20 protein-coding genes are annotated in these 19,361 nt (G+C 66.4%); 18 read left to right on the top strand and 2 right to left on the bottom strand.

The window, feature by feature from the left end:
- Positions 1–226: 226 nt before the first annotated feature.
- Positions 227–1,999 carry a transcription termination factor Rho gene (gene rho, locus ABQE93_RS18330; protein WP_448409763.1) on the top strand — a complete coding sequence of 591 codons (1,773 nt, stop codon included), beginning with the start codon at positions 227–229 and terminating at the stop codon, positions 1,997–1,999.
- Here rho and ABQE93_RS18325 read toward each other — a convergent pair whose 3' ends face one another.
- Positions 2,000–2,569 (bottom strand): TetR/AcrR family transcriptional regulator, encoded by a 570-nt coding sequence (locus ABQE93_RS18325; RefSeq protein WP_448409765.1) that lies wholly within the window; start codon positions 2,567–2,569, stop codon positions 2,000–2,002.
- A gap of 137 nt (positions 2,570–2,706) precedes the next feature.
- On the opposite strand from ABQE93_RS18325, the gene fadD1 reads away from it, so the two are divergent.
- The 16 genes from fadD1 to ABQE93_RS18245 all read left to right on the top strand — a co-directional run bounded on the left by fadD1 (position 2,707) and on the right by ABQE93_RS18245 (position 17,265).
- Positions 2,707–4,284, top strand: a complete 1,578-nt coding sequence (gene fadD1, locus ABQE93_RS18320; RefSeq protein WP_448409703.1) for a fatty-acid--CoA ligase FadD1 — start codon at positions 2,707–2,709, stop codon at positions 4,282–4,284.
- Between the two features lie 131 nt (positions 4,285–4,415).
- A complete protein-coding gene (gene rpmE, locus ABQE93_RS18315) occupies positions 4,416–4,652 on the top strand; it encodes a 50S ribosomal protein L31 (protein WP_448409704.1) in 237 nt (78 codons plus the stop codon).
- A gap of 78 nt (positions 4,653–4,730) precedes the next feature.
- Positions 4,731–5,804, top strand: a complete 1,074-nt coding sequence (prfA, locus tag ABQE93_RS18310; protein ID WP_448409706.1) for a peptide chain release factor 1 — start codon at positions 4,731–4,733, stop codon at positions 5,802–5,804.
- Positions 5,801–6,712: a peptide chain release factor N(5)-glutamine methyltransferase gene (gene prmC, locus ABQE93_RS18305; RefSeq protein ID WP_448409707.1), complete on the top strand. Its 912-nt coding sequence runs from the start codon at positions 5,801–5,803 to the stop codon at positions 6,710–6,712. Before prfA ends, prmC begins: the two co-directional genes overlap by 4 nt.
- Positions 6,709–7,362: an L-threonylcarbamoyladenylate synthase gene (locus tag ABQE93_RS18300; RefSeq protein ID WP_448409709.1), complete on the top strand. Its 654-nt coding sequence runs from the start codon at positions 6,709–6,711 to the stop codon at positions 7,360–7,362. The genes prmC and ABQE93_RS18300 overlap by 4 nt, the downstream gene beginning before the upstream one ends.
- Before the next feature lie 29 nt (positions 7,363–7,391).
- On the top strand, positions 7,392–8,582 hold the full coding sequence (locus tag ABQE93_RS18295) for a glycosyltransferase family 4 protein (protein ID WP_448409711.1): 1,191 nt from the start codon (positions 7,392–7,394) through the stop codon (positions 8,580–8,582).
- A gap of 243 nt (positions 8,583–8,825) precedes the next feature.
- Positions 8,826–9,281 carry an ATP synthase subunit I gene (locus tag ABQE93_RS18290; protein ID WP_448409713.1) on the top strand — a complete coding sequence of 152 codons (456 nt, stop codon included), beginning with the start codon at positions 8,826–8,828 and terminating at the stop codon, positions 9,279–9,281.
- Positions 9,278–10,060: a F0F1 ATP synthase subunit A gene (gene atpB / locus ABQE93_RS18285; protein WP_448409715.1), complete on the top strand. Its 783-nt coding sequence runs from the start codon at positions 9,278–9,280 to the stop codon at positions 10,058–10,060. The genes ABQE93_RS18290 and atpB overlap by 4 nt, the downstream gene beginning before the upstream one ends.
- Before the next feature lie 63 nt (positions 10,061–10,123).
- Positions 10,124–10,369, top strand: coding sequence for a F0F1 ATP synthase subunit C (locus ABQE93_RS18280; RefSeq protein WP_427059538.1), 246 nt, complete (start codon positions 10,124–10,126; stop codon positions 10,367–10,369).
- 8 nt (positions 10,370–10,377) lie between these two features.
- Positions 10,378–10,890, top strand: a complete 513-nt coding sequence (locus tag ABQE93_RS18275) for a F0F1 ATP synthase subunit B (protein WP_448409717.1) — start codon at positions 10,378–10,380, stop codon at positions 10,888–10,890.
- A 4-nt stretch (positions 10,891–10,894) separates the two neighbouring features.
- On the top strand, positions 10,895–12,226 hold the full coding sequence (locus ABQE93_RS18270) for a F0F1 ATP synthase subunit B/delta (RefSeq protein WP_448409718.1): 1,332 nt from the start codon (positions 10,895–10,897) through the stop codon (positions 12,224–12,226).
- A 44-nt stretch (positions 12,227–12,270) separates the two neighbouring features.
- Positions 12,271–13,917, top strand: a complete 1,647-nt coding sequence (gene atpA / locus ABQE93_RS18265; RefSeq protein ID WP_448409720.1) for a F0F1 ATP synthase subunit alpha — start codon at positions 12,271–12,273, stop codon at positions 13,915–13,917.
- Positions 13,918–13,938: 21 nt separating this feature from the next.
- Positions 13,939–14,862, top strand: coding sequence for a F0F1 ATP synthase subunit gamma (locus tag ABQE93_RS18260; protein WP_448409722.1), 924 nt, complete (start codon positions 13,939–13,941; stop codon positions 14,860–14,862).
- Positions 14,863–14,886: 24 nt separating this feature from the next.
- Positions 14,887–16,440 carry a F0F1 ATP synthase subunit beta gene (gene atpD, locus ABQE93_RS18255; protein WP_448409724.1) on the top strand — a complete coding sequence of 518 codons (1,554 nt, stop codon included), beginning with the start codon at positions 14,887–14,889 and terminating at the stop codon, positions 16,438–16,440.
- A gap of 2 nt (positions 16,441–16,442) precedes the next feature.
- Positions 16,443–16,808, top strand: a complete 366-nt coding sequence (locus ABQE93_RS18250; RefSeq protein ID WP_448409725.1) for a F0F1 ATP synthase subunit epsilon — start codon at positions 16,443–16,445, stop codon at positions 16,806–16,808.
- A 10-nt stretch (positions 16,809–16,818) separates the two neighbouring features.
- On the top strand, positions 16,819–17,265 hold the full coding sequence (locus tag ABQE93_RS18245; RefSeq protein WP_448409726.1) for a DUF2550 domain-containing protein: 447 nt from the start codon (positions 16,819–16,821) through the stop codon (positions 17,263–17,265).
- A gap of 40 nt (positions 17,266–17,305) precedes the next feature.
- Here the strand turns inward: ABQE93_RS18245 and ABQE93_RS18240 are convergent, their stop codons facing one another.
- Positions 17,306–17,872: a cob(I)yrinic acid a,c-diamide adenosyltransferase gene (locus ABQE93_RS18240; RefSeq protein ID WP_448409728.1), complete on the bottom strand. Its 567-nt coding sequence runs from the start codon at positions 17,870–17,872 to the stop codon at positions 17,306–17,308.
- Between the two features lie 71 nt (positions 17,873–17,943).
- On the opposite strand from ABQE93_RS18240, the gene murA reads away from it, so the two are divergent.
- Entirely contained in the window at positions 17,944–19,197 is a 1,254-nt protein-coding gene (gene murA / locus ABQE93_RS18235) for a UDP-N-acetylglucosamine 1-carboxyvinyltransferase (protein ID WP_448409730.1), read from the top strand.
- The last annotated feature ends 164 nt before the right edge of the window (positions 19,198–19,361 follow it).

Here is a 19,361-nt window from a genome sequence, read left to right as displayed (position 1 = left end):
GAGCGCAACCAATCCCCGCATGCTTGAACAGCGAGGGAGAGAAAGGACATCCGTGACTGAAACGGACCTCATCACGGCTGATGGCAGCAGCGATAACAACGCGCTGTCGAACACCGTGAACTCAGACAACCCCGCGGCGGTCGATGCGCCCACCAGCGCGTCCTCCGCGGAGGCTGAACCCACCGCGGGCGGTGCATCCGGCGCCCGTGGTGGCGCGTTATCCAGCATGGTGCTTCCGGAGCTGCGCGCGCTGGCCAAGGAGATCGGCATCGACGGTGCCTCGGGTATGCGTAAGAGCGAGCTCGTCGCCGCGATTCGTGACCGGCGTGGCCAGGCCAACGGCCGGGCCGGCGGCGATACAGCGCCCGCCGCGAACGACGCGCCGGCCGCCGAGAAGGCGGAGAAGTCTGCCGAGCAGCCCGCTGAGAACGCCGACAACCCTGGCTCCGGTGACGGCAACGACGCACCGCCGCGGCAGCGCCGCGAACGTCGCACCGCCAACCGCGGCTCGGGCGCCCCGGGCGGCTCCGAGCAGGGCGGTCAGGACACCAAGTCCGACGGCGACACCAGCAAGGACACCAAGTCCGACAGCAAGGGCCAGCAGGGCGCCAAGTCCGACGGCGATACCAAGCAGGACACCAAGCAGGAATCCAAGAACGATTCCAAGCAGGACTCCAGGTCCGACAACGACCAGCAGGGCGGCCAGCAGAACCGGGGCGGCTCGAACTCCGACGACGACGGCGGCGACGGCCGAGGCGGACGTCGGGGCCGCCGGTTCCGTGACCGCAGGCGCCGCGAGCGCGGTGGCGGCGACGGCGGCGGTGACACCGAGCTCCGCGAAGACGACGTCGTGCAGCCCGTCGCGGGCATCCTCGACGTGCTGGACAACTACGCGTTTGTGCGGACCTCCGGCTACCTCGCCGGACCCAACGACGTCTACGTCTCCATGAACATGGTGCGCAAGAACGGCTTGCGCCGCGGCGACGCCGTCACGGGTGCGGTGCGCGTGCCCAAAGAAGGTGAAGGCGGCGGTCAAAATCCGCGGCAGAAGTTCAACCCGCTGGTGCGCCTGGACACCGTCAACGGCAAACCCGTCGATGAGGCCAAGAAGCGGCCGGAGTTCAACAAGCTCACCCCGCTGTACCCGAACCAGCGGCTGCGCTTGGAGACCTCGCCCGACCGGCTGACCACCCGCGTGATCGACCTGATCATGCCGATCGGCAAGGGGCAGCGCGCGCTGATCGTGTCGCCGCCCAAGGCCGGTAAGACCACGATCCTGCAGGACATCGCCAACGCGATCACGCAGAACAACCCGGAATGCCACCTGATGGTGGTGCTCGTCGACGAGCGTCCGGAAGAGGTCACCGACATGCAGCGGTCGGTCAAGGGTGAGGTCATCGCCTCGACCTTCGACCGTCCGCCCTCAGACCACACCCAGGCCGCCGAGCTCGCGATCGAACGGGCCAAGCGACTGGTCGAGCAGGGCAAGGACGTCGTCGTGCTGCTCGACTCGATCACCCGGCTGGGCCGCGCGTACAACAACGCGTCACCGGCCTCGGGACGCATCCTGTCCGGTGGTGTGGACTCGACCGCGTTGTATCCGCCCAAGCGGTTCCTCGGCGCGGCCCGCAACATCGAAGAGGGCGGCTCGTTGACCATCATCGCCACCGCGATGGTGGAGACCGGCTCCACGGGCGACACGGTGATCTTCGAGGAGTTCAAGGGCACCGGCAACGCCGAGCTCAAGCTGGACCGCAAGATCTCCGAGCGTCGGGTCTTCCCGGCCGTCGACGTCAACCCGTCGGGTACCCGCAAGGACGAGCTGCTGCTCGGCCCCGACGAGTTCGCGGTCGTGCACAAGCTCCGCCGGGTGCTCAGTGGCCTCGACCCGCATCAGGCCATCGACCTGCTGATGAGCCAGCTGCGCAAGACCAAGAACAACTACGAGTTCCTGGTCCAGGTCTCCAAGACCGCTCCGGGCTCGATGGACGCCGAGTAATCACAACTGCGCGGGGTAGGCGCGCAGGCCCGGCATGACGTAGCGGCGCACGTGCCGCAGCACCGCGTCGTCGTCGCTGGGGTCGAGCGTGTCACCGGGCACGGTGGCCAGCGAAATCAGCACGCGCGCAACCCATTCCGAGGCCTCGGCGACGTCGATATCGGCGTGGATCTCGCCGCTGTCGCGCGCGGCGACCAGGTAGCGCGACCAGAAGTCGGCCAGATCGGGCACCAGCCCCTGGACACCGGCGCCGGCACAGGCGGCGAACTCGTCGGGTTCTTCGATGCGCAGCTTCATCAGCAACGCGCCCGGGTCGTCGTAGGCGCGGCGGCCGTGGCGGATGCCGGCGACGATCTGGCGGTCCAGCCCCTCGACCCGCTCCAACATCGCGTGCGCCTCTGACCAGTAGGCCTCGTTCAGCCGCACGATCGCCGCGCCCAACAGCGTGACTTTGTCGGGGAAATGCCGGTATAACCAACCCCGTGATATCCCGGCGACTTCGGCCACCTCGGATACTGTGGTCGCTCGAATACCCTTGGCGCGCAGACAGACTTCGGCCGCGTCGATCATCCGATCACGGACGTTCTTGGTCGCGGCGCCGCGCGTCACCGGTGGCCCTCTCGTCGTTTTCCGCACCTGTCTGCGGACTTCCGACATTGTGACATGGTAGACACAATCCAAAATCTGTTCACTGGCGAGAGGTGACCATGGCGGACACACTCCAGCAGCTGCTTCGTGAGCGCGCCGAACGGGACACCGTCGCGGTGAAGTACGACGACCGCACGTGGACATGGCGTGAGCACCTCGCCGATGCCGGCGCGCAAGCCGCTGCGCTGATCGACGCGGCGGAGTCGGACCGTCCGCTGCATGTCGGTGTGCTGCTCGGCAACACGCCGGAGATGCTGACCGCGTTGGCCGCCGCGGCGCTGGGCGGTTACGTGCTCTGCGGCATCAACACCACCCGCCGCGGCGAGGCGCTCGCGCGCGACATCGCCAAGGTCGAATGCCAGTTCCTCATCACCGACGCCGAGCACCGGCATCTGCTCGACGGCCTGGAACTGCCGGGGGTCACCGTCTTCAACGCCGACGACGACGGTTGGGCGCAACGCCGGGCCTCCGCGCCGCCGCTGACCCCAGCCCGCCAGGCCGCCCCCGACGACACGTTCATGATGATCTTCACCTCGGGCACCAGCGGTAACCCCAAGGCCGTCCAGGTCGCCAACTCCATGGTGTTGTTCGCGGGCACCGCATTGGTCGACAAGTTCGGCCTCACCTCCGAAGACACCTGCTATCTGTCGATGCCGCTGTTTCATTCGAACGCGGTGGTCGGCGGGTGGGCACCGGCACTGGTGGCCGGCGCCGCCATGGTGCCCGCGAAGTTCTCGGCGTCGCGTTTTCTGTCCGACATCCGCCGGCACGGCGCCACCTACATGAACTACGTCGGAAAGCCGCTGGCCTACGTGCTGGCGACCCCGGAGCGCCCCGACGACAGCGACAACCCGCTGCGCGTGGCGTTCGGAAACGAGGCCGCCGACCGCGACATCGAGGAGTTCGGCCGCCGGTTCGGCGTGACCGTCGATGACGGGTTCGGTTCCACCGAGAATTCCGTGATCATCACCCGCACCCCCGACACCCCGAAAGGCTCTGTCGGCCAGGGCTTTCCAGGTGTCGCCATCTACAAAAGCGAAACCGTGACCGAGTGCCCACCAGCGGTGTTCGACGCCAACGGCGCGTTGCTCAACGCCGACGAGGCCGTGGGCGAGTTGGTGAATACCTCGGGCACCGGCTTCTTTTCGGGCTACTACAACGACGAAGCCGCCACCTCCGAGCGCACCCGGCACGGCATGTACTGGTCGGGCGACCTGGCCTACCGCGACGCCGACGGGTGGATCTACCTCGCCGGGCGCACCGCCGACTGGATGCGCGTGGACGGCGAGAACATGACCACCGCACCGATCGAGCGCATCCTGCTGCGGCTGGCCCCCGTCAACCGGGTGGCGGTCTACCCGGTGCCCGACGAACTCGTCGGCGATCAGGTGATGGCCGCCGTCGTGCTGCAGGACGGCGCCGACCTCAGCCCGCAGGCGTTCGAGGAGTTTCTGGCCGCCCAGAGCGACCTGTCGCCGAAGGCGTGGCCGCGCTACGTCTGGATCGCCGACGACCTGCCCAGCACCGCGACGAACAAGATCCTCAAGCGCGAACTGATCGCGCGCGGCACCGAGCCGGACGGCCGCACGTTGTGGCGCCGCGAAGGGAGCAGGTTTCAGCCGTACCGGGCGGAATAGCCGCAGCCCGGCGGGCGTTTAGGCTGCTGGCGGTCGCACTGGCATAATGGACCGTCGACCCTCGGTTCCGGTTCACGCCGAACGCCTTCACTCAGAAGGGGCGACCCGGGGCCACGATCGAAGAGGAAGCCATGAAAACGGGTATTCACCCTGACTACGTCGAGACCACGGTGCACTGCGGTTGCGGTAACACGTTCACCACGCGCAGCACCAAGAAAAGCGGACAGATTCACGTCGAGGTCTGCTCGCAGTGCCATCCGTTCTACACCGGCAAGCAGAAGATCCTCGACAGCGGCGGCCGCGTCGCCCGCTTCGAGAAGCGTTACGGCAAGCGCAAGGCCGGCGGGGACTCCTCAGCCGACAAGTAGCTGCCTTTCCGGCGCCCGTTCTTGCCGCCCCGGCGGCCAGGCCGGGCGCCGGTCTGCGTTTGAGGGAAGGACGTCGACGTGACGGACAACGGGACGGCGATCGATGCCGTGGTGGCCGAACACGCCGACCTCGAGCGCCAACTGTCCGACCCCAATCTGCACGCCGACGCGGCGCAGGCGCGCAAGGTCGGCCGGCGGTTCGCCCAGGTGTCACCGATCGTTGCCACCTACCGCAAGCTCCAGACTGCCCGTGGCGACCTCGAGGCGGCCCGCGAACTGGCCGCCGATGACCCGTCGTTCGCGGCGGAAGTCGACGAACTGGCCGCCACGGTGGCCGAACTCGACACCCGCCTCACCGACCTGCTGGCGCCCCGCGACCCGCACGACACCGATGACATCGTGCTGGAGGTCAAGTCCGGGGAGGGCGGCGAGGAGTCCGCGCTGTTCGCCGCCGACCTGGCCCGGATGTACATCCGCTACGCCGAGCGGCGCGGCTGGAACGTGACCGTGCTCGACGAGACCTTCTCCGACCTCGGCGGCTACAAGGACGTGATGCTGTCCATCCGCAGCAAGGGCGACGTCGCCGACGGGGTGTGGTCGCGGCTGAAGTTCGAAGGCGGTGTGCACCGGGTGCAGCGGGTCCCCGTCACCGAGTCGCAGGGCCGCGTGCACACGTCGGCGGCAGGGGTGCTCGTGTACCCCGAACCCGAAGAGGTCGAAGAGGTTCAGATCGACGATTCCGATCTGCGCGTCGACGTGTTCCGGTCGTCGGGCAAGGGTGGCCAGGGGGTCAACACCACCGACTCCGCGGTGCGCATCACCCACTTGCCCACCGGCATAGTCGTGAGCTGTCAGAACGAACGCTCCCAGTTGCAGAACAAGGCGCGTGCGCTGCAGGTCCTCGCCGCGCGGTTGAAGGCGCTGGCCGAGGAGCAGGCCCAGGCCGAGGCGTCGGCCGACCGGGCCAGCCAGATCCGCACCGTCGACCGCAGCGAGCGCATCCGCACCTACAACTTCCCCGAGAACCGGATCGCCGACCACCGGATCAACTTCAAGGCGCACAACCTCGATCAGGTACTCGACGGCGAACTCGACGCGCTGTTCGACGCCCTGGCCGCCGCCGACAAGCAAGCCAGGCTTGCGGCGACATGACGCTCCGCCAGGTGATCGACGCCGCAGAGGCAGCGCTCGCCGAAGCGGGAGTTCCGTCGCCGCGGGCCGACGCCGAGTTACTGGCCGCCCACGCGGCGGGCACCGACCGCGGCCGCCTCGCGCTCACCCGACCTGACAGCGGCTTCGTCGACCGCTACCACAACCTCGTCGCCCGCCGCGCCAAACGGGTGCCGCTGCAGCACATCGTGGGCAGCGCGGCGTTTGGCCCTGTCACCGTTTGCGTCGGGCCCGGCGTGTTCATTCCCAGACCGGAAACCGAGGCGTTGCTGGAGTGGGTGGTGGCACACAGTTTGTTGCGCGAACGTTCCTTACCGCTCGAAACTTCAGCCGAAATTCGAGCGGTAAGGAACGTTCGGCCCCCCGTCATCGTCGACCTGTGCACCGGTTCGGGTGCGCTGGCGCTGGCCCTCGCGAACGCCGTGCCCGACGCACGTGTCATCGCCATCGACGACTCCGAGGACGCGCTCGCTTACGCGCACCGCAACCTCGTCGACACCGGCGTCGAACTGATCCGCGCCGACGTCACCGCGCCCGGGCTACTGCCCGAACTCGACGGCCAGGTCGACCTCGTGGTTGCCAACCCCCCCTACATTCCCGACGGTGCCGAGTTGGAACCCGAAGTGGCCGAACATGACCCAGCACACGCGTTGTTCGGGGGACCGGACGGGATGGTCGTCATCGACGCCATCGTCGGGCTCGCCGGCCGGTGGCTGCGCGACGGCGGCGGGTGCGCGGTGGAGCACGATGACACCACATCGGCGCGCACCATCGACGCGTTCTGCAGCACGGGGCTTTTCGGCGACGTCACCGGCCGCCGCGACCTAGCCGGTCGGCCCCGGTTCGTCACCGCGACCCGCAACCGCAGGCAGGAAGAGGCCAAGGCATGACGGAGGTATTCGACTGCACCGATGACGCCCAGCGCGCGACCGGAATCGCTTCGGCCATCAGTGCTTTGAAGGGCGGTCAGCTGGTCGTCATGCCCACCGACACGGTGTACGGCATCGGCGCGGACGCCTTCGACAACGACGCCGTCGCCGCGCTGTTGGCGGCCAAGGGCCGCGGGCGCGACATGCCCGTGCCGGTGCTGGTCGGCTCGTGGCACACGATCGAGGGGCTGGTCTACAACGTCCCAGGCCCCGCACGCGAACTGATCCGGGCGTTCTGGCCCGGGGCGCTGAGCCTCGTGGTGCGCCAGGCACCGTCTTTGCCATGGGATCTCGGCGACGCGCACGGCACCGTCATGCTGCGCATGCCGCTGCATCCCGTGGCGATCGAACTGCTGCGCGAGGTCGGCCCGATGGCGGTGTCCAGCGCGAACACCTCCGGCCGCCCGCCCGCCGTGACAATCGACGAGGCGCGCGACCAACTCGGCGAGCGCGTCCAGGTCTACCTCGATGCGGGGCCGTCCGCGCAGCAGGCGGCGTCGACCATCGTCGACCTCACCGGATCGCACCCGCGGATCCTGCGCGAAGGCCCGGTGACGGTGGAGGCGGTCGCGAAAGTCCTCGATGTGGAACCGTCGGCACTGACGGAATGAGCTGAGACAACGTGGCATACGGTGCATCGATGGGCTACGCGGCGGACACCGTGCTTGCGCTCAACGAGCGCGGTGCCGGTGTCCCGCTTCGCGAACTGGCCCTCGTCGGACTCACCGCGGCCATCATCACCTACTTCGCCACCGGCTGGGTGCGGGTGCTGGCCCGGCGGTTCGGCGCGGTGGCCTATCCGCGCGAGCGTGACGTGCACCTGCAGCCGACCCCGCGGATGGGCGGGCTGGCGATGTATGTCGGGGTGGTGGCGGCCGTGCTGTTGGCGTCGCAGCTTCCCGCGTTGACGCGGGGATTCGTGTACTCGTCGGGGATGCCCGCGGTGGTGGTCGCTGGTGGGCTGATCATGGCCATCGGCTTGATCGACGACCGGTGGGGGCTTGACGCGCTGACGAAGTTCGCCGGGCAGATCACCGCGGCCAGCGTTCTGGTCACCATGGGCGTGGCCTGGAGCGTGCTCTACATCCCGATCGGCGGCGTCGGCACCATCGTGCTCGACCAGGTCTCGTCGATTCTGCTCACGCTCGCGTTGACCGTGGCGATCGTCAACGCGATGAACTTCGTCGATGGACTCGACGGGCTGGCCGCCGGGCTCGGGCTGATCACCGCATCAGCCATCTGCATCTTCTCCATCGGGCTGCTGCGCGACCACGGCGGCGACGTGCTGTTCTACCCGCCCGCGATCATCTCGGTGGTGCTCGCCGGAGCCTGCCTGGGCTTTCTGCCCCACAACTTCCACCCCGCCAAGATTTTCATGGGCGACTCCGGTTCGATGCTGATCGGGCTGATGCTGGCCGCGGCGTCGACCACGGCGGCCGGACCGATTTCGCAGACCGCATACGGTGCGCGCGACGTGTTCGCGCTGCTGTCACCGTTTTTGTTGGTGGTGGCGGTGATGTTGGTGCCGGCCCTGGACATGCTGCTGGCGATCGTGCGCCGCACCCGGGCCGGTCGCAGCCCGTTCAGCCCGGACAAGATGCACCTGCACCACCGGCTGCTTCAGATCGGTCATTCGCACCGCCGTGTCGTGCTTTTGATCTACCTCTGGGTGGGCATCGTCGCGTTGGGCGCGGCGAGCACGATTTTCTTCGATCCTCGCTACAGCGGAGTGGTCATGCTGGCGGCCATCCTGGTCGCGATCATCGTCACGGTGATCCCGCTTCTACGGCGCCGAAACGGCCTGTTGGCCGACGTGTACGACGCGAAGTAGTAGGCCTCGTTTTAGGCCCTCGACCATGTGTTAGGGTGAAAAACAGAACCCGAAAAACCTCGCGGGTTGCCGGCCCCGGACTCCTCGGTTCCAAGCCGAGCAGACCGGTACAACGACCGACAAAGGGAGCTGCCGCTTGGGTGATTCCAGTGCGCCTGATGCCCTCCGATACGCTCATGGCGCCAAGCACTGGAACAGGATCATTCGGCAACTTCGTTTTGACCGCGGGATTGAGGTGAATCAGTGACGACGCCAGCGCATGACGCGCCGTTGGTGCTTCCTTCGGTTGCGTTCCGCCCGATGCGTCTGGCACTCATCTGCGTCGTCCTGGCCGGCCTCGGCACGCTGGCGGCCGCGCTTCTCGGCCATGTGATGGTCGGGGTGTTCTTCGCCATCGGCCTCGGTCTCGGTCTTCTGAACGCCGTCCTGGTGCGACGGTCGGTCACCAAGATCACCTCCCAGGCGCACCCCCTGAAAAGCAAGATGGCGTTGAATTCGGCGACGCGCCTGATGATCTTGACCGTCATCGGGTTGGCCATCGCGTTCATCTTCCGTCCCGAGGGGCTGGGCGTGGTCTTCGGCATGGCGCTGTTCCAGATGCTGCTCGTCTTCACGACCGCGCTGCCTGTGGCAAAAAAACTGCGCGCGGGTAGCCCGACTGACACAGCCGGATTCGAAGGGGAACCCACACCGCAATGACAGGAATCGACGTCGCCGCCGGGTCGGCGGTGACCATCCTCGCCGCCGAGTCCGGCATCCACGTCGGCACGCACACCACCGCCAACTGGTTCGGGCTGACGGTCAACACCGACACGATGCTGTCCGCCACCATCGCCGCGGTGATCGTGCTCGCGCTCGCGTTCTACCTCCGCGCCAAAGTGACCTCCAGCGGCGTGCCCACCGGCGTGCAGTTGTTCTGGGAAGGCATCACGATCCAGGCGCGCAACCAGATCGAGTCCGCGATCGGCATGCGTGTCGCGCCGTTCGTGCTCCCGCTGGCGGTGACGCTGTTCGCCTACATCCTCATCGCGAACTGGTTGTCGGTGTTCCCGTGGCAGTACTCCGATGAGACCGGTATCCACGAGCTGCTCAAGCCGGCTGCCGCAGACATCAACTTCGTGCTGACGCTCGGCCTGTTCGTGTTCGTCTGCTACCACGCCGCGGGCTTCTGGCGGCGCGGCATCATCGGCCACCCGGTGCGGTTGCTCAAGGGCCATGTGGCGTTCCTGGGGCCGATCAACCTCGTCGAAGAGATCGCCAAGCCGGTTTCGCTGTCCCTCCGTCTTTTTGGCAACGTGTTCGCCGGCGGCATCATGGTCACGATCATCGCGTTGTTCCCGGCCTACATCCTGTGGGCGCCCAACGCGCTGTGGAAGATGTTCGAACTGTTCATCGGTGCCATCCAGGCGTTTATCTTCGCGCTGCTGACGATCCTGTACTTCGGTCAGGCGATGGAGCTCGAAGAGGACCACCACTAACCCGCAAATGCTCGACCCACAACCTGGTAGGACTGCTGCCAGTTATCAAGGAGGATAAAAGGAATGGATCCCACTATCGCTGCCGGCGCACTCATTGGCGGCGGTCTTCTCTTGGGTGGCGGCGCTATCGGTGCTGCTATCGGTGACGGTGTCGTCGGCAGCGCATTGGTCAATGGCGTAGCGCGGCAGCCGGAGGCTCAAGGCCGGCTCTTCGTGCCGTTCTTCATCACGGTGGGTCTGGTGGAGGCCATGTACTTCATCAACCTGGCCTTCATGGCGCTGTTCGTCTTCGCCACCCCGGTCGGTTAATCGACGCCATGGTTGACCTCAGCACTACCGTCCTGGCGCAGGAAGGCGGCGGCAACTTCCTGCTGCCCAACGGCACCTTCTTCTTCGTGCTGATCCTCTTCCTGATCGTGCTCGGTGTGATCGGCAAATGGGTTGTGCCGCCGATCGCCAAGGTGCTGCACGAGCGTGAAGCCATGGTCGCCAAGACGGTCGAAGACAACCGGCGCGCAGCACAACTACGCGCTGCTGCCGAAGCCGATTACCGCAAGGTGATGGGTGGGGCTCGCCGGGAAGCGACCGACATACGCGAAGATGCTCGCGCGGAGGGTCGCCAAATCGTCGACGATGCGCGGGGTCGCGCCAATGCTGAAGTCTCATCGATGCTCCAGCAGGCCAACTCCGAACTCACCGAGCAGTCCCGCGGTCTGACCGCCGAACTGCAGACATCGGTGGAGACGTTGGCAGCAAGCCTGGCCAGCCGTGTGCTCGGGGTCGACGTGACCACGCGCACGGTTCCGGCCACGACGGGTCAAGGACGGTAGCTCAGTGTCGACGTTCATCGGACAGCTGATCGGCTTTGCTGTCATCGTCTTCGTGCTCATGAAGTGGGTCATCCCGCTGGTGCGCCGAATGATGCAGCAACAGCAGGAAAACGTGCGGACCCAGCTTGCCGAACACGCCGAGGCGGAGAAGAAGGTCGCCGACGCCGATTCCGAGCACGCCAAGGCGTTGGAGGAAGCCAAGGCCGAGGCGGCCAAGGTGGTCGAAGAGGCGCGCCACGACGCCGAAAAGATCGCCGAGCAGCTGCGTGCCCAGGCCGACGTCGAGCTCGAGCGGATCAAGACCCAAGGTGGGCAACAGATCCAGTTGCTCCGCCAACAGCTCATCCGTGAGCTGAGGCAAAGCCTCGGCGCGGAATCCGTGCAGCGGGCCGGTGACATGGTGCGCGAGTTTGTTTCCGACCCGTCCGAGCGGTCGGCAACGGTTGACCGCTTCCTAACCGAGCTCGACGAGATGGCGCCCTCCAGCACGGTCTTCACGGATGCCGCAACAGCCAAGCTGCGTGCCGCGAGCCGGGACTCGATCACCAAGGTGGTCGAACGGTTCGATGAGACGGTCGCCAGCGGCGACGCCGACGCGCTGACCGGCCTGTCCGACGATCTGGCGTCGGTGGTGAAGCTGCTGCGCGCAGAAGCGATGTTGGCCAGGCACCTGGCCGATCCGTCCAGCGACTCGAGTCTCAAGACCGCGCTCGCCGAGCGGCTTCTGTCCGGCAAGGTGTCTGATGCAGCGCTGGATATCGTCAAAACCGCGGTGTCGCAACGCTGGTCGTCCACGTCGGATCTGGCTCACGGATTGCAGCACATCGCCAGGCTGGCGCTGCTGGTCCGGGCCGAGCGCGACGGCCAGATCGATGACGTGGAGGACCAGCTCTTCCGGTTCAGTCGCGTTCTGGACGCCGATCCACGGTTGATCACCCTGCTGAGTGAGTTCACCGCACCGGCGGACGGTCGGATCAAGCTGCTGAACGACGTGCTGAAAGGCCGGGCGAGCAAGAACGCCGCCGATCTGCTGCGCCAGACGGTTGAACTGATGCACGGCGAGCGCGCCGACGAGGTCGTCCGCGATCTGGCCAACCTTGCGGTGTCCCGGCGAGGTGAGGTCGTCGCGCACGTCAGCGCCGCCGCCGAACTCACCGATGCCCAGCACAACCGGCTCACCGAACTGTTGACGCGCATCTACGCCCATCCGGTGTCGCTTCAGCTCGATGTGAACCCGGCGCTGATCGGTGGCCTGACCATCGCCGTCGGCGACGAGGTGATCGACGGATCGCTGGCGTCGAAGCTGGCGGCGGCCGAGAACCACTTGCCCGACTGACCCGAGAACACCCCTAGACCCAGGAAAAAGGAAGACGAAAAGCCATGGCAGAGTTGACGATCTCGGCGAATGAGATCCAAGGTGCGATCGAGGAGTATGTCGCGGGGTTCGAGGCCGAAACCGAGCGTGAAGAGATCGGTACGGTCATCGACGCCGGCGACGGTATCGCCCACGTCGAGGGACTGCCCTCCGTCATGACCCAGGAGCTGCTGGAGTTCGCCGGCGGCGTGTTGGGGGTAGCGCTCAACCTCGACGAGCACAGCATCGGCGCCGTCATCCTTGGTGACTTCGAGCAGATCCAACAGGGCCAGCCGGTGAAGCGGACCGGCAACGTGCTCTCGGTGCCGGTCGGTGACGGCTTCCTGGGCCGGGTGGTCAACCCGCTGGGTCAGCCGATCGACGGCCGCGGCGACGTCGAGACCACCGAGCGACGCGCCCTGGAACTGCAGGCGCCCTCAGTTGTGCAGCGCCAGAGCGTGAGTGAGCCGCTGCAGACCGGCATCAAGGCGATCGACTCGCAGACCCCGATCGGTCGCGGGCAGCGCCAGCTGATCATCGGCGACCGCAAGACCGGTAAGACCGCGCTGTGCGTGGACACCATCCTCAACCAGCGGCAGAACTGGGAGACCGGGGATCCGTCAAAGCAGGTGCGCTGCGTATACGTGGCCGTCGGCCAGAAGGGCACCACGATCGCCAGCGTGCGCCGCACCCTCGAAGAAGGTGGCGCGATGGACTACACGACCATCGTCGCTGCGCCGGCGTCTGACTCTGCCGGGTTCAAATGGCTTGCGCCGTACACGGGTTCGAGCATCGCCCAGCACTGGATGTACGACGGCAAGCACGTGCTGATCGTGTTCGACGACCTCACCAAGCAGGCCGAGGCCTACCGCGCGATCTCGTTGTTGCTGCGCCGGCCCCCAGGCCGTGAGGCGTACCCGGGCGACGTGTTCTATCTGCACTCGCGGCTGCTGGAGCGCTGCGCCAAGCTCTCCGACGAGCTAGGCGGCGGTTCACTCACCGGGCTGCCGATCATCGAGACCAAGGCCAACGACATCTCGGCCTACATCCCCACCAACGTAATCTCGATCACCGACGGCCAGTGCTTCCTCGAAACCGACCTGTTCAACCAGGGCGTGCGGCCGGCCATCAACGTCGGTGTGTCGGTGTCGCGCGTCGGTGGCGCCGCGCAGATCAAGGCGATGAAGGAAGTAGCGGGAAGTCTCCGCTTGGATCTGTCGCAGTACCGCGAACTCGAGTCGTTCGCGGCCTTCGCCTCAGACCTCGACGAAACCTCCAAGGCTCAGCTGGACCGCGGTGCGCGGCTCGTCGAGTTGCTCAAGCAGCCGCAGAACAGCCCGATGCCGGTCGAGGAGCAGGTGGTTGCCATCTTCCTCGGCACCAGGGGCCACCTGGACTCGGTGCCGGTGGAGGACGTCCAAAAGTTCGAGCGGGAGTTCATCGAGCATGTGAAGGGCTCACACGAGGCGATCCTCAATGACATTCGGGAGACCACCAAGCTCTCCGATGAGACGGCCGAGAAGCTCGCCAACGCGGTGGACGAGTTCAAGAAGGGCTTCGCCACCACCGATGGCAGTTCCGTGGTGCCTGACGAGCACGTCGAAGCCATGGACGAAGAAGACGTCGAAAAGGAATCGGTGAAGGTCCGCAAGCCCGCACCGAAGAAGAAGTAGGACTGAAGGGTCCAGTAACCAATGGCAGCAACACTGCGCGAACTGCGCGGCCGCATCCGCTCCGCGGGCTCGATCAAGAAGATCACCAAAGCCCAGGAGCTGATCGCCACGTCGCGGATCGCCAAGGCGCAAGCCCGGGTCGAAGCGGCCCGGCCATACGACCGCGAGATCACCAACATGCTCACCGAACTGGCCAGCGCCAGCGCGCTGGACCATCCGTTGCTGGTTGCTCGTGAAAAGCCGCGGCGGGCAGGCGTGCTGGTGGTGTCCTCCGACCGCGGACTGTGTGGGGCGTACAACGCCAACGTGTTCCGTCGGTCCGAGGAACTGTTCGCCCTGCTCCGCGAAGAGGGCAAGGAGCCAGTGCTGTACGTGGTGGGTCGAAAGGCCCTCGGCTATTACAGCTTCCGCAACTGGGATGTGACGGAGGCCTGGACGGGCTTCTCGGAGCGCCCCGATTACGAGAACGCGCAGGAGATCGGGTCCACACTGGTTGACGCGTTCATGGCCGGCGTCGACGACGAAGGTGACGATCCGGGCGCGGACAACGTTCTCGGCGTCGACGAACTGCACATCGTGTTCACCGAGTTCCGGTCGATGCTGTCGCAGACGGCCATCGCCCGCCGGGTCGCGCCGATGGAGGTGGAGTACAGCGACGAGGACACCGGACTGCACACGCTGTTCTCGTTCGAGCCCGATGCCGAGACCCTGTTCTCCGCGTTGCTACCGCGCTACGTCTCCACCCGGATCTTCGCCGCGCTGCTCGAGGCGGCGGCTTCGGAGTCGGCGTCGCGCAGGCGGGCCATGAAGTCGGCTACCGACAACGCCGACGAGCTCATCACGGATCTGACGTTGCAGGCCAACCGCGAACGGCAGGCGCAGATCACCCAGGAAATCAGCGAGATCGTCGGTGGCGCAAACGCGTTGGCCGACGCCAAGAGTTAGCACGCAGAGGAAGCGAAACCAGATATGACTGCTACCGCCGAACGCGAGACGAACAAGGCAGGCGCCGACACCAACGGACGTGTGGTGCGAGTGACCGGCCCGGTCGTCGACGTGGAGTTCCCACGCGGCGCCGTTCCGGAACTGTTCAACGCGCTACACGCCGAAATCGCCTACAGCGACCTGGCGAAGACGTTGACGCTGGAGGTCGCCCAGCACCTCGGCGACAACCTGGTGCGCTGCATTTCGATGCAGCCCACCGACGGCCTGGTGCGCGGCGTCGAGGTCACCGACACCGGCGCCTCGATTTCCGTGCCCGTCGGCGATGGTGTGAAGGGCCACGTGTTCAACGCGCTGGGCGACTGCCTCGACGATCCTGGCTACGGCAAGGACTTCGAGAAGTGGTCGATCCACCGCAAGCCGCCGGCCTTCGATGAACTGGAACCGCGCACCGAGATGCTGGAGACCGGCCTCAAGGTCGTCGACCTGCTCACCCCGTACGTGCGTGGCGGCAAGATCGCATTGTTCGGTGGTGCGGGCGTGGGCAAGACGGTGTTGATCCAGGAGATGATCAACCGCATCGCCCGCAACTTCGGCGGCACATCGGTATTCGCCGGTGTGGGGGAGCGCACGCGTGAGGGCAACGACCTGTGGGTCGAGCTTGCCGACGCCGACGTGCTCAAGGACACCGCGCTGGTGTTCGGTCAGATGGACGAACCGCCGGGCACCCGTATGCGGGTGGCACTGTCGGCGTTGACGATGGCGGAGTTCTTCCGCGACGAGCAGGGTCAGGACGTGTTGTTGTTCATCGACAACATCTTCCGCTTCACCCAGGCTGGTTCTGAGGTGTCGACGCTGCTGGGCCGCATGCCTTCCGCGGTGGGCTACCAGCCGACGCTGGCCGACGAGATGGGTGAGCTGCAGGAGCGCATCACCTCGACCCGCGGCCGGTCCATCACCTCGATGCAGGCGGTCTACGTGCCCGCTGACGACTACACCGACCCGGCGCCTGCGACCACGTTCGCGCACTTGGACGCCACCACGGAGCTCAGCCGTACGGTGTTCTCGAAGGGCATCTTCCCGGCGGTGGACCCGTTGGCGTCGTCCTCGACGATTCTGGACCCCAGCGTCGTCGGCGACGAGCATTACCGGGTGGCGCAGGAAGTCATCCGAATCCTGCAGCGCTACAAGGACCTTCAGGACATCATCGCGATCCTCGGTATCGACGAGCTGTCGGAGGAGGACAAGCAGCTGGTCAACCGGGCACGCCGCATCGAGCGTTTCCTGAGCCAGAACATGATGGCGGCCGAGCAGTTCACCGGCCAGCCGGGTTCGACCGTTCCGCTCAAGGAGACCATCGAAGCGTTCGACAAGCTGACCAAGGGCGACTTCGACCATCTGCCCGAGCAGGCGTTCTTCCTCATCGGCGGGCTCGAGGATCTCGCCAAGAAGGCGGAGAGCATGGGGGCCAAGCTCGAAGACACGAGCGGCGACGGTGCGCCGTCCTCCAGTGACGACAACGGCAAGGACGACGACAACGGCAAGGACGACGACGCCGACGACGCCGACAAGGCGCAGTAACCATGGCCGAGATAGACGTCGACATCGTCGCCGTCGAACGCGAAATCTGGTCAGGCAAGGCCACCTTCGTGTTCACCCGGACCACGGCCGGCGAGATCGGCATCCTGCCTCGCCACATCCCGTTGGTGGCCCAGCTGGTCGACGACGCGGTCGTGCGGATTGAGCGCGAAGGCGAGGACGATCTGCGTATCGCCGTCGACGGTGGGTTCATGTCGGTCACCGACGACGGTGTCATCATTCTCGCCGAATCGGCCGAGCTCGAATCCGAGATCGACTCCGATACCGCGCGCCAGGACGCCGATTCCGACGATCCAGTAACAGCCGCCAAGGGACGAGCAAGGATGCGCGCCCTGGGTCAGCTCGACTAGCGGGCCGCAGATGAGCGCGTCCATGTGGATCATGGTCGCGCTGGTCGGTGTGCTGTTGGCGGTGGTCGTCGCGCTGAGCTACCGGCTGTGGAAGCTTCGTCAGGTCGGCGGCACCGCAGCGATTCTGCGTGATGTGCCCGCCGTCGGCGGGCAGGGCTGGCGGCACGGCGTGATGCGATACCGCGGTGGGGAGGCCGGGTTCTACCGGCTGTCCAGTCTGCGGTGGTGGCCGGATCGGCGGCTCAGCCGTCGGGGCCTGGAGATCGTGTCGCGGCGCGGGCCACGCGGCGACGAATTCGACATCATGACCCATGAAATCGTGGTGTTGGAGGTCCGAGATGTCAGCCCGGAACGCCGGCGAAGCTATGAAATCGCGTTGGATCGAGGGGCGTTGACGGCGTTCTTGTCTTGGGTGGAGTCACGGCCGTCACCTCGCGCGCGCCGTCGGGCCCGCTAATCGGTTGCGCCGCCCACGCCTTGGGTCTTCGCGCAAGCGCTCATCCGCCAGGTCGCCACAGCACGTCGCCGTCGGGGTTGGCGACCCGCGACAGGATGAACAACAGGTCAGATAGCCGGTTGAGGTACTTCGCGGGCAGCACGCTGACCCCGTCGCCGTGAAGCTCCACGGCCCGCCACGCGGACCGCTCGGCCCGGCGAGTTACGGTGCGCGCCACGTGCAGCAACGCCGAGAGCGGCGTACCTCCGGGCAGCACAAAGGAATTCAGCGCAGGCAGCCCTTCGTTGAACTCATCGCACCAGCCTTCCAGCCGGTCGATGTAGCTCTGCGCGATCCGTAGGGGCGGATATTTCGGGTTTTCGACAAAGGGGGTCGAGAGATCGGCGCCGGCGTCGAACAGGTCGTTTTGTATCAGCCTGAGCACCCTGAGGATTTGCTCGTCGGGCTGGCCCAGTGCGACGGCCACACCGATGGCGGCGTTGGCCTCGTCGCAGTCCGCGTACGCCTCGAGGCGGGCGTCGTTCTTTGACACCCTGCTGAAATCGCTTAACCCGGTGGTCCCGTCATCGCCCGTGCGCGTATAGATGCGGGTCAGATGGACGCCCATGGCGCAAACCGTACCGGAAGGACTGGGCATGGCGACTGACACCGCCTGGTGCGCTGTTTAAACTGACCCGCGTGAGCGAGCGTTTCGTGGTGACCGGCGGAAATCGGTTATCGGGCGAAGTTGCCGTCGGGGGGGCCAAGAACAGCGTGCTCAAGCTGATGGCGGCCTCGCTCCTGGCAGAGGGCACAAGCACCATCACCAACTGCCCCGACATCCTCGACGTACCGCTGATGGCCGAAGTTCTGCGTGGCCTGGGCGCGACCGTCGAACTCGATTCCGACGTGGTGCGCATCACCTCACCCGACGAACTCAAGTACGACGCGGATTTTGCTGCGGTGCGGCAGTTCCGCGCCTCGGTGTGTGTGCTGGGGCCGCTTGTCGGGCGTTGTAAACGGGCCAGGGTGGCGCTACCCGGCGGCGATGCGATCGGTTCGCGACCCTTGGACATGCACCAGGCCGGTCTCCGCCAACTCGGCGCACGGTGCAACATCGAGCACGGTTGTGTGGTCGCCGAGGCCGACCATCTGCGCGGCGCGGAGATCCAGCTGGAGTTCCCCTCGGTCGGCGCCACCGAGAACATCCTGATGGCGGCGGTGGTGGCCGAGGGTGTGACGACGATTCACAACGCCGCGCGCGAGCCCGACGTGGTTGATCTGTGCACGATGCTCAACCAGATGGGGGCACAGATATCGGGGGCGGGGACGTCGACGATGACCATCAACGGCGTGGACCGGCTGCACCCGACCGAGCATCGGGTGATCGGGGACCGCATCGTCGCCGCGACGTGGGGTATCGCGGCCGCCATGACCCGCGGCGACATCTCGGTGGTCGGCGTCGACCCGCAGCACCTCCAGCTGGTCCTGCACAAGCTCCATGACGCCGGTGCGACCGTCACGCAGGACGACAATGGCTTCCGGGTGGTGCAGTACGAGCGGCCCAAGGCCGTGAACGTCGCCACCCTGCCGTTCCCGGGGTTCCCGACGGACCTGCAGCCGATGGCCATCGCCTTGGCGTCGATCGCCGACGGCACCTCGATGATCACCGAGAACGTGTTCGAAGCGCGGTTCCGATTCGTCGAGGAGATGGTCCGGCTCGGCGCTGACGCCCGGACCGACGGACATCACGCCGTGGTGCGGGGCATCCCGCAGCTTTCCAGCGCGCCGGTGTGGTCGTCGGACATCCGCGCCGGCGCCGGCCTGGTCCTGGCGGGCCTGGTCGCCGACGGCGACACCGAGGTCTACGACGTGTTCCACATCGACCGGGGCTATCCGCTGTTCGTGGAGAACCTCAAGAGGCTGGGCGCCGAGATCGAACGGGTGGCCTGAGCCCCCTGCCGTTGAGCCGCGCGCCCGGGTGGGAGGCCGCGTTGGACGCCGCCGGGGCAGGGGGTACGCTGGGGTCAGAAGCCAACGGCCCCAGCCAAATCGGCTGGCGACCGCGGTTTGACGTCTCTGACCACGTGGAGTACAGTGGCAGGGTTGCCTGCAGA

It is taken from the genome of Mycolicibacterium sp. XJ662 (assembly GCF_053484035.1).
The sequence above is the reverse complement of the archived record's forward strand: the minus strand, read 5'-3'. Positions and strand labels throughout refer to the sequence as shown.

Coding starts and splice junctions, on each gene's coding strand:
- rho (WP_448409763.1), top strand. CDS start 227: ATGGTGCTTCCGGAGCTGCGCGCGCTGGCCAAGGAGATCGGCATCGAC.
- ABQE93_RS18325 (WP_448409765.1), bottom strand. CDS start 2,569: ATGATCGACGCGGCCGAAGTCTGTCTGCGCGCCAAGGGTATTCGAGCG.
- fadD1 (WP_448409703.1), top strand. CDS start 2,707: ATGGCGGACACACTCCAGCAGCTGCTTCGTGAGCGCGCCGAACGGGAC.
- rpmE (WP_448409704.1), top strand. CDS start 4,416: ATGAAAACGGGTATTCACCCTGACTACGTCGAGACCACGGTGCACTGC.
- prmC (WP_448409707.1), top strand. CDS start 5,801: ATGACGCTCCGCCAGGTGATCGACGCCGCAGAGGCAGCGCTCGCCGAA.
- ABQE93_RS18300 (WP_448409709.1), top strand. CDS start 6,709: ATGACGGAGGTATTCGACTGCACCGATGACGCCCAGCGCGCGACCGGA.
- ABQE93_RS18295 (WP_448409711.1), top strand. CDS start 7,392: ATGGGCTACGCGGCGGACACCGTGCTTGCGCTCAACGAGCGCGGTGCC.
- atpB (WP_448409715.1), top strand. CDS start 9,278: ATGACAGGAATCGACGTCGCCGCCGGGTCGGCGGTGACCATCCTCGCC.
- ABQE93_RS18280 (WP_427059538.1), top strand. CDS start 10,124: ATGGATCCCACTATCGCTGCCGGCGCACTCATTGGCGGCGGTCTTCTC.
- ABQE93_RS18275 (WP_448409717.1), top strand. CDS start 10,378: ATGGTTGACCTCAGCACTACCGTCCTGGCGCAGGAAGGCGGCGGCAAC.
- atpA (WP_448409720.1), top strand. CDS start 12,271: ATGGCAGAGTTGACGATCTCGGCGAATGAGATCCAAGGTGCGATCGAG.
- ABQE93_RS18260 (WP_448409722.1), top strand. CDS start 13,939: ATGGCAGCAACACTGCGCGAACTGCGCGGCCGCATCCGCTCCGCGGGC.
- atpD (WP_448409724.1), top strand. CDS start 14,887: ATGACTGCTACCGCCGAACGCGAGACGAACAAGGCAGGCGCCGACACC.
- ABQE93_RS18250 (WP_448409725.1), top strand. CDS start 16,443: ATGGCCGAGATAGACGTCGACATCGTCGCCGTCGAACGCGAAATCTGG.
- ABQE93_RS18245 (WP_448409726.1), top strand. CDS start 16,819: ATGAGCGCGTCCATGTGGATCATGGTCGCGCTGGTCGGTGTGCTGTTG.
- ABQE93_RS18240 (WP_448409728.1), bottom strand. CDS start 17,872: ATGGGCGTCCATCTGACCCGCATCTATACGCGCACGGGCGATGACGGG.